Source organism: Methanocorpusculum vombati, assembly GCF_026891935.1.
Lineage (GTDB): Archaea > Halobacteriota > Methanomicrobia > Methanomicrobiales > Methanocorpusculaceae > Methanocorpusculum > Methanocorpusculum vombati.
On record NZ_JAPTGC010000001.1, the window covers coordinates 233,021 to 249,804 of the forward strand.

Annotated in this window: 14 protein-coding genes; 5 read left to right on the plus strand and 9 right to left on the minus strand. The window is 53.8% G+C overall.

What is annotated here, in order from left to right:
• The first annotated feature begins 36 nt into the window (after positions 1-36).
• The 3 genes from O0S09_RS01210 (at position 37) to O0S09_RS01220 (ending at position 3,222) form a co-directional block, all read left to right on the plus strand.
• Positions 37-300 (plus strand): metal-sensing transcriptional repressor, encoded by a 264-nt coding sequence (locus O0S09_RS01210; protein ID WP_268922059.1) that lies wholly within the window; start codon positions 37-39, stop codon positions 298-300.
• 123 nt (positions 301-423) lie between these two features.
• Positions 424-2,286, plus strand: coding sequence for a heavy metal translocating P-type ATPase (locus O0S09_RS01215; protein WP_268922061.1), 1,863 nt, complete (start codon positions 424-426; stop codon positions 2,284-2,286).
• A 45-nt stretch (positions 2,287-2,331) separates the two neighbouring features.
• Positions 2,332-3,222, plus strand: coding sequence for an SPL family radical SAM protein (locus tag O0S09_RS01220; protein ID WP_268922062.1), 891 nt, complete (start codon positions 2,332-2,334; stop codon positions 3,220-3,222).
• Between the two features lies 1 nt (position 3,223).
• Here the strand turns inward: O0S09_RS01220 and O0S09_RS01225 are convergent, their stop codons facing one another.
• Together O0S09_RS01225 and O0S09_RS01230 are read right to left on the minus strand one after the other, a co-directional pair.
• Positions 3,224-4,021, minus strand: coding sequence for an SDR family NAD(P)-dependent oxidoreductase (locus tag O0S09_RS01225; protein WP_268922063.1), 798 nt, complete (start codon positions 4,019-4,021; stop codon positions 3,224-3,226).
• On the minus strand, positions 4,018-4,827 hold the full coding sequence (locus O0S09_RS01230) for a phosphotransferase family protein (protein ID WP_268922065.1): 810 nt from the start codon (positions 4,825-4,827) through the stop codon (positions 4,018-4,020). Before O0S09_RS01230 ends, O0S09_RS01225 begins: the two co-directional genes overlap by 4 nt.
• 141 nt (positions 4,828-4,968) lie before the next feature.
• Here O0S09_RS01230 and O0S09_RS01235 point away from each other — a divergent pair, with 141 nt between their 5' ends.
• On the plus strand, positions 4,969-6,156 hold the full coding sequence (locus O0S09_RS01235; protein ID WP_268922066.1) for a hypothetical protein: 1,188 nt from the start codon (positions 4,969-4,971) through the stop codon (positions 6,154-6,156).
• Between the two features lie 4 nt (positions 6,157-6,160).
• Here the strand turns inward: O0S09_RS01235 and O0S09_RS01240 are convergent, their stop codons facing one another.
• From O0S09_RS01240 to O0S09_RS01255, 4 genes are all read right to left on the minus strand, one after another.
• The gene (locus tag O0S09_RS01240) at positions 6,161-6,658 is read right to left on the minus strand and encodes an alpha/beta hydrolase (RefSeq protein WP_268922067.1); all 498 of its coding nucleotides are present in this window, start codon (positions 6,656-6,658) and stop codon (positions 6,161-6,163) included.
• A 3-nt stretch (positions 6,659-6,661) separates the two neighbouring features.
• A complete protein-coding gene (locus O0S09_RS01245; RefSeq protein WP_268922069.1) occupies positions 6,662-6,820 on the minus strand; it encodes a hypothetical protein in 159 nt (52 codons plus the stop codon).
• A 31-nt stretch (positions 6,821-6,851) separates the two neighbouring features.
• On the minus strand, positions 6,852-7,370 hold the full coding sequence (gene hpt / locus O0S09_RS01250; protein WP_268922070.1) for a hypoxanthine phosphoribosyltransferase: 519 nt from the start codon (positions 7,368-7,370) through the stop codon (positions 6,852-6,854).
• A gap of 243 nt (positions 7,371-7,613) precedes the next feature.
• Complete coding sequence (locus O0S09_RS01255) at positions 7,614-7,841, minus strand: hypothetical protein (RefSeq protein WP_268922071.1); 228 nt, start codon at positions 7,839-7,841, stop codon at positions 7,614-7,616.
• A 312-nt stretch (positions 7,842-8,153) separates the two neighbouring features.
• Here O0S09_RS01255 and O0S09_RS01260 point away from each other — a divergent pair, with 312 nt between their 5' ends.
• A complete protein-coding gene (locus O0S09_RS01260; protein ID WP_268922072.1) occupies positions 8,154-10,136 on the plus strand; it encodes an InlB B-repeat-containing protein in 1,983 nt (660 codons plus the stop codon).
• 238 nt (positions 10,137-10,374) lie between these two features.
• Here the strand turns inward: O0S09_RS01260 and carB are convergent, their stop codons facing one another.
• From carB to cls, 3 genes are all read right to left on the minus strand, one after another.
• Complete coding sequence (carB, locus tag O0S09_RS01265; RefSeq protein WP_268922073.1) at positions 10,375-13,539, minus strand: carbamoyl-phosphate synthase large subunit; 3,165 nt, start codon at positions 13,537-13,539, stop codon at positions 10,375-10,377.
• Complete coding sequence (gene carA / locus O0S09_RS01270) at positions 13,532-14,593, minus strand: glutamine-hydrolyzing carbamoyl-phosphate synthase small subunit (protein WP_268922074.1); 1,062 nt, start codon at positions 14,591-14,593, stop codon at positions 13,532-13,534. Before carA ends, carB begins: the two co-directional genes overlap by 8 nt.
• 671 nt (positions 14,594-15,264) lie before the next feature.
• A complete protein-coding gene (gene cls, locus O0S09_RS01275) occupies positions 15,265-16,755 on the minus strand; it encodes a cardiolipin synthase (RefSeq protein ID WP_268922075.1) in 1,491 nt (496 codons plus the stop codon).
• Positions 16,756-16,784 lie beyond the last annotated feature (29 nt).

The window sequence follows — 16,784 nt, forward strand, 5'->3', positions numbered from 1 at the left end:
CTAACTATAAAGCAGGTAATCCTCATGCGTCAATGTATGGACTCTCCCAATCTCCACCGCCGGCTGAAAAAAATCATCGGACAGCTGAACGCAATCGATAAGATGATCGATGAGGATGTGCCGTGCGAGGACATTCTGATCCAGATCAATGCAGCAAAGTCGGCGATGCACAAAGTCGGGCAGATCGTGCTTGAGGGTCATCTGAACCACTGCGTAAAAGACGGCATCGAACACGGCGACGCAGAAAAAACCGTTGCCGAGTTCGCCAAAGCAATCGAGCATTTTTCGCGGATGAGCTGACAGGTTCATCCTCTCTTTTTGTAGTATCTGAAAATCAGTTTCATTCCCGGACGTTTTTCAGAACATACATATACCCATACCCCCATAAGTATATCGGGATTGGTGCTACAAATGTTTGAAAACATGCTATCAAAACTGCGTGACGAAGAGACCCGGACCGTTCTGTTCATTCTCGTCTCGGGCGCGGCAGTTTTGATCAGTTTCCTCTGGGGAAAAGATCTTCCCGCAGACCCTGCCTGGATTGCAATCATTCTCTGCGGCATTCCGATCATCATCGAAGCGGTGACCGGACTTGTCACCCGTTTTGATATCCGTGCTGATGTTCTGGTATCCATCGCGCTCGTGGCTTCCGTTCTCATCGGCGAAACATTTGCCGCTGCGGAGATTGCTGTCATCATGCAGATCGGATCCTATCTTGAAGAACGGACGGTTGCCAAAGCACGCGCCGGTATTGAAAAACTGATCAGCCTCACACCTCCCGTCGCACGGATTGTGCAGAACGGCGAAGAAAAAATCATTGCCGCAGACACAGTACAGACCGGCGATGTCCTCCGGGTATTACCGGGCGAGACGATCGTCTCCGACGGCATTCTTCTTTCGGGATGCACATCCATCGATCAGTCGGTGATGACCGGCGAATCTCTGCCGGTTGACAAACAGCCGGACGACGAAGTCTTTTCCGGAACGGTCAACCAGTTCGGATCGTTTGACATGCGTGCGACGAAGGTCGGCGAGGACAGTTCCCTTGCAAGAATGATTCGGCTGGTCGAGTCTGCCGACGCGGGTAAAGCACAGATCGTCAGAACAGCCGACCGCTGGGCGACCTGGATTGTTGCCGCAGCCCTTACTGTTGCTGTTATCACCTATCTGGTTACCGGCGACATCCTCAGATCCGTTACCGTGCTTGTCGTGTTCTGCCCGTGTGCCATGGTACTTGCAACGCCTACGGCAATCATGGCCGGAATCGGCAATGCGACAAAGTTCGGCATTCTTATCCGGGAAGGCGATGCTCTCGAACGACTGAGTATGGTCAGATACCTGATGTTTGATAAAACCGGAACGCTGACCTACGGAAAACCGGAGGTTACGCAGGTGTGTTCCATCAATCCGGACATCTCCGAAGAGGATCTGGTATCGCTTGCCGCATCCGCGGAAATCAGATCAGAGCATCCTCTTGGAAAATCCATCGTTCGCCGGTACACCGGACAGCACGGAACTGCGCCGCCCCAGCCGGATACATTTCTGATGCTGCCGGGCAGAGGAGTTGTGGCAGAGTGCGGTGCGGTTCCGGTTCTCGTCGGAAATCCGAAATTGTTTGCCGAACAGGATGTTTTCCTCCCGCCTGAACTTGTCAGCGCGGCTGATGCATGTGTCCGGAACGGAGCAACAATCATGTACGTTGCGGCAAACAGCCGGCCGGCGGGGTTCATCGCACTGGCGGATCAGATGCGGGAGGATGCCCCATCGGTGGTGAATGCAGTTCGGGCAATGGGTGTCTGTCCCGTTCTCCTCACGGGTGACAATCAGACAGCCGCCGCCCGCATTGCAACGGCAGCGGGCATCTCCGATGTGCATGCAGAATGCCTTCCGGCCGGAAAGCTGGAGATGATCGACCGGTATCAGGAAGACGGCATCAGGGTGGCAATGATCGGTGACGGCGTGAACGATGCTCCGGCCTTGAAACGGGCATTCGCCGGAGTTGCTATGGGCGGGATTGGCAGTGATATCGCGGTGGACGCGGCGGATGTTGTTCTGGTACGCGACGATCTCAGGTACATTCCGCATCTGTTCGGTCTTGCAAAGAAGGTGATGCAGACCATCCGGATCAATCTGGCGCTCGCGCTTCTGATGAACTTCGTGGCAATCGTTCTTGCGGTGACCGGCAGTATCGGCCCGATTCTGGGAGCACTGATTCATAATGTGGGATCGGTGCTGGTTATCATCAACTCGGCGCTGCTGCTTGGCTGGGAGCGGACGAAAAAGTAACGTCCGCAATATTTTTTGCTGCTCTGGTCAACTGATGAATCATCTATGCAGACCGTTCCGGCAAAATCCATCCTCTCCCCCTACCGGGAATACGGATGGTTTGCCTCAAACTACACGGCAAACCTCTACCGTGGTTGTCCGCATGCCTGCATCTACTGTGACTCCCGGAGTGCGTGTTACGGCATCGACGACTTTTCCGTTGTCCGGGCGAAGGAGAATGCACTTGGTGTTCTTGAACGTGAACTGTCCAAAAAGAAACGGAAAGGCACCATTCTTACCGGTGCGATGAGTGATCCCTATAATCCGTTCGAGCGCGATCAGGAGCTGACGCGGGGGTTTTTGCAGCTTGCCGACCGTTACCGGTTTGGTGTTGTTGCGATCACCAAATCCGATCTCGTCTGCCGCGATGCGGATCTGTTTGCTGCAATCGGTGCTCATTCCCCCGCGGCGGTGAACATTACGATCACCGCCGCAGACGATGTACTCGCAAAAAAGATCGAGCCGCACGTCCCGCGGTCTTCGGATCGGTTCCATGCGATCGAAACACTTTCTGCGGAAGATATTGTGTGCGGTGTCATTCTTCTGCCGGTACTGCCGTTCATCACCGACACGAAGGAAAATATTTCCGCGATCGTCTCTCGTGCCGCAGAGGCGGGGGCCGCCTTTGTGTATGCGGAAAAACATTTTGCCGTCTCGCTTCGCGATCGTCAGCGGGCGTACTTCTACGACCGGCTTGATGCCTACTTCCCCGGTCTTCGCGAACGGTATGAGAGGGAGTTCGGCGATCAGTACTGGTGCGGGTCGCCGGACACCGGACTGTGGGACTTCTTTGCACGGGAGTGTGAGGCGGCGGGCATTCTCTGGCGGCATGAGGAGATCGATTCCCTGCTCAGCCGTCAGGCCACGGACACGCAGTCAACGCTGTTTTCGCCCTGAGTCAGTAGTAGTTTCCGTGATCCGCATACGCCTTCCGGCGGATCTCGGCTTCCTGAAACATCCACTGCTCTATCTCTTCGGGATGCATCTGTCCCCGGCGGACAAATGTGTCCATATTCCGCGGGAAGATTACGATTCCTTTCTTCTGTTCAACCCCGGCAAGAATTATTTCGGCTGCATCTTCCGGCAGAATTGCATCCTCCGGTGGTGCGGCATCACCGAAGATCGGTGTTGCCACATTGCCGGGGCAGATCGTCGTCACCGCAATTCCCTTGTGGGCAAGTTCATACCGCAGCGCCTCGCCAAGACCGGTGACGGCATACTTGCTTGCGCAGTACACCGCCTGATACGGGGGGGCTATCACACCTGCGAGGGAGGAGGTGTTTACGATATGGCCGAATCCCTGCTTTTCCATAATCGGAAACGCCGCATCAATGCCGTAAATAACTCCCCAGAGATTTATGTTGATGACTTTCTCCCACGTTGCAAGCGTTACCCGCTCAAACGGCATCGTCGCGCCAATACCTGCGTTGTTGAACAGGTAATCCAGCCGCCCGTTCTCCGCGGCCGCGCTGCGGATAAGACCGGCAATCTCCTCCTGCCGTGTTACGTCGACAACAGCACATCTGGCATTTGACTGTGCCTTCATCTTTTCGCGGGTTCTCTCAACATTGTGTTCTGAGAGATCGGCAAGATACACAACCGCACCGCGTTTCAGCAGCGCCTCACCAACGGCAAGACCGATCCCCGAACATCCGCCGGTTACAATACAGATTTTTCCTGCAAACGCTTTGGTCATCCCTGCGTACCTCTGGCCAGTACGACGGAGCGCAGTTCCTGATTCATCTCCTTATCCTGCACAAACCCGTACAGTCCCGCCGCAGTGATCGGCAGCCAGGCAAAGATCTCGTCGCGGGAGATACCGCTGGCCGCGGTGTATTTTTCCAGGAACAGTTCTGCCATCCGTTCGGCAAGCTCTTCGGGCATGAGGTACTTTCCCAGATACTTATAGTCGAGATAAGTCCGGCAGGCATCCGAGGCCGCAGGACCGGAGGAGACCTCCGCCCAGTCAAGAATACTATAGTTTTCGCCGTCCGACTGTACGTTTCCGGCATGGAAATCCCCGTGACAGAGGGAGTGCCCGTCCGGCAGAGTGCCCAGCAGGTTCAGCAGTTCCTCTTTCTCTGCATCGGTGAGCAGGGGGTTGTACCTGATGTTCGTGTATAATGTGCTTTTTTTCATCGGGAGGAAGGTTTCAGGGATCTGAATCTGATGCATCTGTACCTGCAGAGGAGTTAGTATATCCATACACGCTTCCGGTGTTATCTCTCCGGTGAGGAGAAGTTCTCCCAGACTTCTGCCTTTGGCCCGGCCCATCTTCAGTACATATCGTGAGCCGCACTGCTCAATGCCGTACACTTTGGGAACCGGCAGGTCAGACTGTTCCACCTGGGCCATCAGATAAGCTTCATGGAATATCTCCTGTTTCGCGAATCCTTCCACGTAAATTTTTGCGACAACATCATCTGTTCCACAGATCAGTGCCGTTTTCCCGCGGCCCAGGATATTTCCGTATTTTTGTATAAATGCTGTTTCGTCCGTCATCGGGTTTTTCTCCGGTCAGATAGTATGTACTACGGATTTTTCTTATTTATTGTTTTTGTATTTGAAATTCGTTCTCTATATAGGGTTATTCATATGTGTCAAAATCTATAATACGGAAAACAGCAAAAAGACCTAACCATAATGAATGGTGATATCCGGCTTCTGCAGAAAAATACTCTGCCGGCTGAAGTGGTTGTGCTCCTGCTGATGGGACTTGTGATGCTGATTCTCGGCGTTCTGCTTTTTCCTGTGTATGCAGGTCTTCTTCCCTACTATGAGGAAGGGTTGTTCGGTCTTTTGATCATTGTTGCGGCTTTGCAGATACTTGCACTGGGAAAGTCTCCGTTCGGGGATGTGCACCGGAGTCTGCCGGTGGTTTTGTTCGGCGTCGCAGTTGCGGTTTTCGGCATTGTTGTCTGTTTCATTCCCGGTCTCTTCGGAGATGTTCCGCGTCTGCTGCTGATTCTGTTCCTCGGTTTGGGCGGGGCGGTGCAGCTGGTACAGATGTATCTGATGCGTGAGGAGGAGCGGGTTCGCAGGGCAGCTGATCCGCTTCTTGGGAAACTTGCTGTTCTGCGCACTACGGTCTATCTCTTTTCCGTGGTTCTCGCAGTCATTCTGATCTTCCAGAGTCTGGTTGCCGGGCTTGTGATGTGTATTGCCGTGCTTGGGTACGGAGTTGCCGGTACTGCTCTTGCATGTGTGCTCCGGCAGGTGTATCAGAAGTATCCGCAGACGGAGCCTGCGGGTTCGGTCAGTCTGTCGATCGGAAATGTGATGCTGCTTTTGATCGGTGTGTTCATGGTTGTTCTGGGTGTTCTGCTGATTCCGGTGAGCCTTGGTCTGCTGCCGTTCGCAGCAAGTGCCCAGCTTGGTCTGCTGCTGGTGATCTTTTCGATGCAGATGATGCTTCTTGGAGAGACGCCGGTTGGTGTGTTTTCCCGGACGCATCTGGTTGTGGGTGCCGGCTGTCTTCTGGGAGTGGTCGGAGTTATCTGCTGTCTCATCCCGGACGTTCTGCTGGTGATTGCAACGCTTCTGATTGCAGGCGTCAATATTCTCGGCGGTGTTCTCGGACTTGGCAGAATCGCGGTGATGATGAAGAGTGCTCCGGCGACGGATGTGCCGGTTCCCCGGTTTGTTCTTCAGATGCTGGTACTGCAGATCGTAATGAATGTGTTAACGATTGTGTTTGGTGTCTCGATGCTTACAACAACGCTGATTCCGGGTCTTGTGATCGGTGCGGTTCTTGCGGCAAACGGCTGTGTGCTTCTTGCACTGCTGTTTCTGATGCGAAAAGCCGAACGGCTGCCGGCGGTCGCGGTCTGAATTTTTATCCCATTTTTTCTTCGGTAAGAGACAGGTTCCACGCGAGCACTGCTGCGGTGATCTCTCCGCGGCAGTGTTCGATCACCAGTTCTGCACCGTCGGCATACAGTATCATACCGGTGAGCTCGTCTGCGGCACAGAGCAGATGCTGGTCGGGGTGTGTGCCGCGCCGGATACCGCACCGCATCTCAATCCGTTCTGCGGCGGAGACGACGTAGGAGAGTCTGCGGCTTGCGGGATGATCTTTTCCCAGGGCTATCACCGGCGTGTGATACGTTTTCACCATCTCCAGCAGGTACAGGGCCGGTGCAATCTCGCCGCCTTCCGGTGCGGAGACGATGATGAGGTCGCCCGGATAGATGCCCTGTACGAGTTCTTCCGTGTCGGTTTCGATGATCAGCGGAAATTTTTCCCGGACGCATGCCGCGAGTAAAAAAGAGGAGCGTCCTCTGATGAGGATCGGGTTGTTCCCGGAAAACGGGATTCGGATCGTTTTTTCCATTGGTTAGATCTCGGTGACGTCCTCGGACTGGCAGGAGGGGCACATCGGATGCCTGCCGAGGCCGGTGAAGGTCTGACCGCACTCGTTGCACCGGTATTTTTTGCCTTTTCCTTTCAGAGGGTCGTTGAAGTCAACGTCGATTGGTCCGCCTGCGGAACACATACCAGAACATTGACGCGGGAGGTGATAAGTGTTACCGCACAATCCCGATATAGGGGAGGTTGCGGTACTTCTGATCCCAGTCCAGACCATACCCGACGACGAAGTCGTTGCCGATGGTAAATCCGATATACTCTCCTTCAAACGGAACGATGCGGCATTCGTGTTTGTCAAGGAGGGAACAGACCGCAAGCGACGCCGGTCTTCGTTCACGTATCAGCTCCTTGACGGCGGAAAGCGTTCTGCCGGTATCGATGACATCTTCTACGATGATCACTTCTTTTCCGGCAACTGAATCGACGGGGACATCCAGTTTCATGGTGATGGTGCCGGTCGAGGTTTTTCCTTCGTAACTCGCCGCCTGAATATACTCCATAAAAACCGGCACGGTCAGGCGCTTCGCAAGTTCGCAGGAAAAAAAACAGGCACCTTTGAGCGTGGTCAGAAGCGTCACGGACTTTCCGGCATAATCGGTATCGATCTGTTTTGCCAGTTCCCTGATGCGTGCATCGATCTTCTCCTCAGGAATCAGAACGTCGATAGTATCTGCCATAAACTCTGGTATGTATAGAACAGAACTTCCCATAATTCTGTCGGTGGCGTGGACGTTGTTCCAAACGTTTGGTCCTGTTCCGGAAATAAAAGAATCCAAGAAAAGACTCCACAGAAGATCGGCCAGATTGTTTTGCCCCTCCCAGAGATGTCAGGGAGTTGCGGGCACGTTCCGGTATGCACTCACGTGTATCTACATCATCGAAAATAATCTGTTCTTCTGGGTTTCCGTGAGGGAGAGTATTCATTTGCCGGTTTTGTTTTCTGTTGATTTTTTTCGTGGTGTACCATTCCTTTGCGGCTTTTTTGGTCCTGTGTTGTTCTCTTTGTGAAAAGTTGCAGTAACTACTGGTGAAACTATTTGGTGATTGAATCCTCTGACGATAGGATATAGCACCCCATGGGACATTAAAGTATCCTCTGACTTTTTTATACCAAAATATCTGCATCTTTTTAAAAAATACTGCTCCATAGCACACACACCTTCATTTTTCCCGCCATTCTCAAAGACAATGTCCGAAGATCATCGTCGCCCGGATATCGCGTAAATGTTCGTGTATCTGAACATTATCCGTTTGTTTCGTAATTTGAGATTCCTGCAGGATTCTATCCTATCGTCATAGGATTCAATCGGCGACGTTTTCTCCCCTGTGCCTGGTGGAACCAGTTTGGTTGAATCATTTGAGGTGATCTCTTGTTAACGAAAAGGACTGGATGTTCTGCGGCATGCGGCGCAAGCAGCAGCCGGGTTGAGGAGGAGAATACGTGCAGAGGGGGCAGTGCGATGAGAGGTGCAGGCATGGTCTGCCTCGCGGTGCTCCTGCTGTTGTGCAGTGCGGGTGTAGCAAGTGCGGCGTGGGACGGGACAGTGAATGCCACGTGGTATGAGAAGGAAATTGCCGCGGGACATACCGGCGATCCGGATAATCCGTTCCTCATTTATGATGCGGCGAGTCTTGCCGCTCTTGCAAACGAGACGAATAATAATCAGTCACAAAACGGTTTTTTCGAGAAACACATTCTGCTGAAAACGAATTTGGATCTGAACGGAGCTACCCATCTCTGGACACCGATCGGGAATACGACGGTGTTGTCACCCTCCAGTCAGATATTCAATGGCACGTTTGACGGGAACAATTACATCATCTCGAACATGAACGTGACTACTCCCTCCACTTCTAGCAATATCTATGTTGGTCTCTTCGGCTACGTGGAGGATGCAACGATCCGGAATGTAGGCGTGGTGAATGCGAACGTGGCCGTCTCCTCCTCCTCCGTTTCCGCCTATGTTTGTTCAGGCGGTCTGGCGGGATATGTTAAACATAGTGCTATCACGAACTGCTACGCAACCGGTGTGATCACTACCGAGTCCTCCTCCTCCTTCTATACCTATTCCGGCGGTCTGATGGGACTTGCCCACCACAGCAGTATCATCACGAACTGTTATGCAACCAGTGTGGTCACGGGCTCCTCCCACGCCGGCGGTCTGGTGGGGTGGACGGGAGATGTTGGCTACAGTACCACCATCATGAACTGCTACGCAACCGGCGCGGTAAGCGTCACTGCTCATTACGCCTATGGCGCAGGTGGTCTGGTGGGGGAGACCAGTGGTGGCAGCATCACGAACTGCTACGCAACCGGTGCAGTCACCGCAAAGTCCTTAACCTCTGCAACCTATGCCGGTGGTCTGGTGGGGCTTGCCAGCCAGATCAGCATCACGAACTCCGTCGCGCTGAACCAGTGGGTGAATGCGAGCAGCAGCGGCAATGGCCCTATCAATACCGGACGATTCATCGGCCATAATTCTGGCGCCACGTTAAACAATCCCTATGCATGGCGGTACATGGGACTTAACATCAGCGGCACCATCGTCAGGCCGGTTCCCGCAGGCGACAGCAATGCCACGAACGCGAGCACGGCGATGATCTGGGACAACCAAGCGTTCTATGAAGATCTCAGCTGGGACGTCACCAAAAACTGGACGATGGGTCACGATGCAGCCTATCGACTTCCGGTTCTCACATGGCAGTCCACCGGCCCAGTCGTGGACGCCTCGTATCTCAACATCACACATGCAGTCAACGCAACAGTGATCGGCACCGGCGGATCGATTACTCCCAGCGGAAAACAGAATTACAAAGACGGGGCATCGGTGACCTTCACCCTGAATGCGGACCCTGGTTCTACTGTTGACACAGTCACCGATAACGGCATCACGCAGTCCATCAGCAACAGCTATACTATATCCGACGTGGTTCAGCCGCATGAGATTATTGTAACCTTCAGGAGCAGTCCGGTCCCGCCCGTACCTCCATCAGGTGATTCCTCCGGCAATATGGACAACGCCTACCGCGTCCTCTTCGACACCTCCGGCGGCAGTCTCATCTCCCCGGTCACCGGTCTCTCCTCCGGCGACGTCATCACCGCACCTCCCGCACCGGTGAAGGACGGATACACCTTTGGCGGCTGGTACGCGGACGAGGACTGCACGAAAGCTTGGAGCTTCGCCGACGGCATTCCGGGCGACATGACGCTGTATGCCAAATGGATCGGCGGTGATACGCCTCAGGCGACCGCGAAAGCGACAACAGAAGCGACAACAGTGCCTGTCCCGACGCCGTCTCCTACCGCGTCCGTAACGACGCCGGTTTCGGCGGGCACCACCGCCGCAGGCGCACAACTGACACTCACACAGGCGCCGGCACCTTTCTTCGGGATGCTTGCGGGTCTCCTTGCTGCTGGTGTGCTGTTGCGGCGGCGGGAATAATTTTTTTTATCTCATCTTTTTTCCGGAGAAGTTGTGTACTGCTGAGTGGTGAGCGGGCAGGATGAGAAAAAGGAACCGCGAACAATTCTCAAAAAAATGCATCTGCATGAAACTCCTGACATTTATCTCATAGTCACAAGTCCTTCGACTCACACAACCATTCCGTCGTGTTCATCGTTTTGCGATCTCGTACATCAGGACCATGCCCGCAAACAATCTCAAAAAAAGAAAAAAATATTTATTCCGCGTGATAGTGCGAGAGCGGCTCGATCGTAATCTTATTCGACTTCATCGACTCGATTGCCTGCACTGCCGCCTCCGCGCCGAAGATGGTCGTGATATACGGGATACTGTAATCGATCGTCGCCCGCATAATCTGGAAGTGATCCGCCCGGGCGTTCTTGTCGCCCGGCGTGTTGATAACCAGATCAACGTCTGCACCGCGGACCATATCGATGATGTTCGGGGAACCCTCCTGCACCTTTCTGACCAGATTCATTCTGATATTGTGCTGTTCCAGGAACTTCACCGTTCCCTCCGTTCCGTAGAGGTTAAAGCCGAGGTCGGAAAGCTTCTGTGCAATCGGGAGGATAGCCTCCTTCTGCTCGTCGGTTACGGAGATGAACACATTTCCTTCCAGCGGCAGCTTGTTGTCCGCAGCCTGGCTTGCCTTGTAGAAGGCCCGGCCAAAGTCATAATCGATACCGATAACCTCACCGGTGGACTTCATCTCAGGACCGAGAATCGGGTCAACACCCGGCAGCCGGGAGAACGGCAGCAGGACTTCCTTGACGGCGACATGCTGAATCTCCTTCTCCTGATAGCCGAGATCGGCGAGCTTCATACCGAGCATCACCTTTGCCGCAATCTTTGCAAGCGGCAGGCCGGTTGCCTTGGAAACGAACGGAACCGTTCTGCTGGCACGCGGATTCGCCTCAAGCACATAGACCGTACCGTTGTGAATCGCGTACTGAATATTGATCAGACCGATAACCCCGAGAGACAGCGCAATCTTTCTCGTGTAGTCCTTGACGGTTGCAATCTGCTCAGGCGTCAGCGTCTGGGTCGGAATCACACAGGCCGAGTCGCCGGAGTGAACACCGGCCTCTTCGATGTGCTCCATGATGCCGCCGATCAGAACTTCCGTTCCGTCGGAGACCGCATCCACATCCAGCTCGGTTGCGTTGTCAAGGTAGCGGTCGATTAACACCGGGTGGGTGTTCGAGACACGGACAGCTTCCTTGATGTAGGTCTGTAACTCCAGCTCGTCATGGACCAGCTCCATTGCACGGCCGCCGAGAACATAACTCGGCCGGACGAGAACCGGGTAGCCGATCTTGTTTGCAATTTCGTAGGCTTCCTTCTCGGAGTAGGCGGACCCGTTTGCCGGTGACGGGATGTTGTCCTTTTCGAGAAGCACACTGAACCGGTTTCTGTCTTCGGCCACATCCATGTTGTCCGGACTGGTGCCCAGAACCTTCGTCTTAAGACCGAAGAGTTTGATCTCCTCCTGAATCGGGATGGCAAGGTTCACGGAGTTCTGGCCGCCGAACTGCACCATGACCCCGTCATAGTCCCCCTTCCGGAGAATGTTCACAACATCTTCCAGCTGCATAGGCTCGAAGTAGAGCCGGTCGGAGGTATCGAAGTCGGTGGAAACCGTCTCCGGATTATTGTTTAAGATGTGGACCTCAATCCCCTCTTCCCGCAGGGATTTGACCGCATGCACTGTACAGTAATCGAACTCGATACCCTGACCGATACGGATTGCGCCGGAACCGAGGATGAGGACTTTCTTGTTCGGCGTCTCTTTCAGTTCGCACTCCTGCTCCCAGGTGGAGTAGTAGTACGGCGTCTTTGCCGGGAACTCTGCGGCACAGGTATCGACCATCTTGTAGGTCGGAAGACCGACGAGTTGCTCGATCTTGTAGATGTTCCAGCCGGTGAGCTCACGGATCTCAGCGTTCGAGAAGCCGAACTTCTTCGCGGTCTTGACCAGCTCCTCGGTCGGGTGTTCGCGGAGCTCGAGTTCAATGTCCACGACGTGCTGAATCTTCTCTAAGAAGAACGGCTCTATCTGGGTGAGTGCGTGGACGTCGTCGATGGTCATGCCGAGGCGGAATGCGTCGAACAGGGTCGGGAACCGCTCGTCGGTCGGCCGGGAGAGGATCATTCTGATCTCGTTTAAGTCGGTGTGGTGGTAGATATCGGTGTCAAGGGAACGGAGTGCCTTCTTGAACCCTTCCTCAACCGTTCTGCCGATTGCCATAACCTCACCGGTCGACTTCATCGCAGTGGTGAGCGTCCGGTCCGCGGTCTTGAACTTGTCAAACGGCCAGCGTGCAACCTTCACGACGACGTAGTCGACGGCCGGCTCAAAGCAGGCCGGGGTTGTACCGGTAACGGTGTTCATGATCTCATCAAGCCGCAGACCGATGGCAACCTTCGCCGCAACACGGGCGATCGGGTAGCCGGTCGCCTTGGAGGCGAGGGCTGAAGATCTTGAAACACGCGGGTTGACCTCAATGACCCGGTAGTCGCCGTTGTTAAACGCGAACTGGATGTTGCAGCCTCCCTGCACGTTGAGTGCCCGGATGATCTTGATGGCCGCACGGCGCATGATGCCGAACTGTTCCGCGGTGAGGGTGAGAATCGGGGCAACCACGACGGACTCGCCGGTGTGGACACCCATGGGGTCGACGTTTTCCATACCGCAGATGATAATACAGGTATCTGCGGCATCCCGCATAACCTCGAACTCGATCTCGTTCCAGCCTTTGACGGACTCCTCGATCAGGACCTGATGCACACGGGACTTGGTGAGGCCGTGCTCGACGATCTTCCGGAGCTCGTCTTTGGTGGCCGCAACTCCTCCGCCACTGCCGCCAAGGGTGTATGCAGGCCGGATAATTGCCGGAAGGCCGACGGTCTCGTAGGCCTCCTCAAGTTGTTCCATCTTGGTGAGGATGAAACTCTTCGGGACCGGCTCGCCGATCTCCAGCATGAGATTTTTGAACATCTCCCGGTCTTCACCGTGATAAATTGCCTCAAGCGGGGTTCCGAGAATCTGAACACCTTCAAGTGCCCCCATCTCATAGAGTTCCGCGGTGAGGTTCAGGCCGGTCTGACCACCCATACCGGAGAGAATGCCGTCCGGTTTCTCCTTTTTGATGATCTCGGCGATGACCTCGGCCTTCAAGGGCTCGACATAGACTTTGTCGGCAGTTTCTGGGTCGGTCTGAATGGTGGCCGGGTTGGAGTTCACGAGGACGACTTCGATACCTTCTTCGCGGACAGCCTTACACGCCTGACTGCCTGCGTAGTCAAACTCTGCTGCCTGACCGATCTGGATCGGTCCTGATCCGATTAAAAGGACTTTTTTGAGTGTGGGGTTTTTAGGCATCGGGGATACCTCTGTACATGATGTCGTAAATTGGTTTTTCCGCTCCATCGTGAACCGCATCGTGTTCGGGGTGGAACTGTACGCAGTAGATACCGAGATCGTTGTTAACGAATCCTTCGACGGTCTGGTCGTTTACGTTGATGCAGGAGACTTCGCATCCTTCGGGGAGGCTGTCACCGACCACGGCGTAGCCGTGGCCCTGATAGGTGACGGCAACCGAGCCGTCAGAGAATCTGACCGGCTGGCTTGCGCCGCGGTGACCGAGTCTGAGCTTTTCGACCTCGCCGCCGAGCGCTGCGGCGATGATCTCGGTTCCCATGCAGACACCCTGTACGGGAAGAGTGCCGAGAATATTTTTGACGGTTGCAACGGCCTTCGGTGCGGCGAACGGATACCCGGGGCCGTTGGTGAGGAAGAGTGCCTGCGGATTGTCGGCGAGGATGACGTCAGCCGGTGTTCCGTAGGGATAGATATAGAGGTCTGCGCCGCGGTTGTGCAGGCTCTGCAGAATGGACTTTCTGCATCCGAGATCGAGCACGGCGATCTTTTTGCCGGTGCCCGGGATATGATAGGCTTCCTTGCAGGTGACATCCGGAATGAGTTCACGGGTCTCCTGCACGGGGGCGTTCTGGGCGAGGCGGACTGCTTCGTGTCCGTCGTCGGAGCCGGTGAGGAGAGCGGCACGCATGACGCCCTGCTCTCTGAGCTTGATGGCGAGCATACGGGTGTCGACTCCTTCGATTCCCATAAGTCCGTTTTCTTCGAAGTACTGACCAAGTGTTGGTTCGTGCTTCGGGAACTCGCAGAGTTCACGGACGATGGCACCGGCTGCGTGGACCTTGCTGCTCTGGAGCTGATCAGGGTTTGCACCATAGTTTCCCACAAGCGGGTAGCCGAACATTAAGAGTTGTCCGGCTGTGCTCGGGTCGCTGAGGGCTTCCATGTATCCGTTGGATACGAGGGTTACTACCAGTTCGCCGGCTGCTGTGCCTTCGACGCCGAAGCCGCTGCCGGTGATGATAGTTCCGTCTTCAAGTCCTAAGACCGCCTTCATGTTTTGTACCGTCTTATATGTCGGTTATGTGAGGTTATAAGGCTAATCTCTGATGTCTCTATGTGTAATTGGAAAAAATATAGCGAATTTCTATTATCTATTGTCTTTCATGAAATTATCAATATGCAATCCTTAAAATCTATATTTTCCCGGGCTGGAGATAATTTCCGGTATCTTCCCAAATTTTTTGTTTTCTGCGTTATTTTTTATACTGGCCGTTTTCATGCTTTTTATCTCTATTTTACGGAATATTTGTGGCCTTTTGTTTGTCTGGTCTGTAATTTTTTGTATTTTTCCAAAATTCTCATAGTATTCGCTTTAATCTGAATTTCACTTCTTTTTCCGGGTTATTATGAGGAGTGTTCGGGTGTTCCGGATGATTTTTTTGGGGGAAAGCACCTGCTTTTCTCTCTGTTTTGGAGGAGTGCAGGGTGATGGGGAAATAATTCTGCACTGGTGTTTTAGTAGTATATAAATTTTATAGTCAAACTCTCATATGTAACGGCGTGAACTTTTCGAAGTCCTGTGGAAAACGGTTTGATTCCTGATTATTTCTTTTTGCTTTTGTTTTTGTGATTGTACTGGTACGGAGCGGATCGGTTCATTTGTCCGGTTGAATCTTTCAAAAATTTTCAGTAACGATATGTTGGTACTGCAAAAAAGGGTGGGGATTACAGCAGCGGCGAGACCAGCCGGCAGATACCTTCCTTGAACTTGATCCATTTCGGACGGTTGTTGTACATCCCAACCGTCACCTGTGTGCACTTCTCCTCCATCTCCCGGAGCATAATTTCATCCATTTTCCGGCCGAACGCCTCATCGTACACGAATGCATCCGTTTCAAAGTTCAGTTTGAAACTGCGGATGTCCCAGTTTGCCGTACCGATCGCAGACGCTACGCCGTCGATGATCGCCGTCTTGCTGTGAATGAACCCGTTATCGTAGGTGTAGCCTTTAGCTCCTGCCCGGATCAGATCTCCGAGATACGAGTAGCTTGCCCAGTACACGAACGGATGATCCGGTTTGCAGGGGATGACGATCCGCACATCAATACCGGACCGAACCGCCATCAGAAGAGAGGTGAAGATCGTCTCATCCGGAATGAAATACGGCGAGTGGATGTAGATGGATTTGCGGGCGTGCCCGATCAGGCTGACGAATCCTGCATAGATTGCCCGGCCGGAAGAGTCCGGGCCGGATGAGGCAATCTGCACGCCCGAAGTACCGTACGGGAGATTGAGTGCTTCCATCGGGTAATACGGGCAGTTTTTGCTGACCGTTACGGGCGCGTCCGGAACCGCATAGTTCCAGTCCATGATGAACCGCGTCTGCAGACCGGCAACCGCTCCGCCGTGAAGCCGCAGATGTGTGTCGCGCCAGTAGCCGAACGGGCCTTTGCCAAGATATTCGTCACCGATGTTGAACCCGCCGATGAATCCGGTTTTTCCGTCCACGACGAGAATTTTCCGGTGATTGCGGAAGTTGATGCGGGTGTTGAGGAACGGAATTTTGAGCGGGAAAAAGATCGCAACCTGCCCGCCTGCTGCCCGGAGGTTTGCAAAGAACTCATGTTTTACCTTCTGCACCCCGACCGCATCAAAGAGCACCCGCACCTCAACACCTGCTGCTGCACGCTCGGCAAGGAGATCAATGATCTCGCGGCCGAGTTCGTCACCCCGCAGAATATAGTATTCCATGTGGATGTGATGCTCGGCGGATTTGATCGCTTCCTTGAATGCCGCGAACTTGTCCTCACCGTGGACATAGACATCAACTGCATTGTTGTCCGAGTAGGCGGCGTTGTCCTGATTGAGAAGAAGCGCCATGGTGCTGTCGAACCGTTCGATCCCCGGCGGCAGGTTCATGTCCTTTTCGAGAATTTTCCGGTACTGATCCTGTGCAACCCCGGCGATGCCTTCATCCGCGGTGGTCTTTTTGCTGAAGATATGTTCGCCGTACAGGTGTCTGCCGAAGAACAGATACACGACGAAGCCGACAATCGGCAGGAAGAGAATCAGGAGCAGCCACCCGGCCACTACCTGCGGGTTTCTTCGTTCGAGGAAGAGCAGGGTTATACAGGCGCCGATATCCACGAGGAGAATGATGAGAATGAAAAACCATGCAACTCCCTCGGCGATCAGGTTCAGCAGAAGATCAAACATACGTTACTCCCTATTGCATGTAGGGAGAG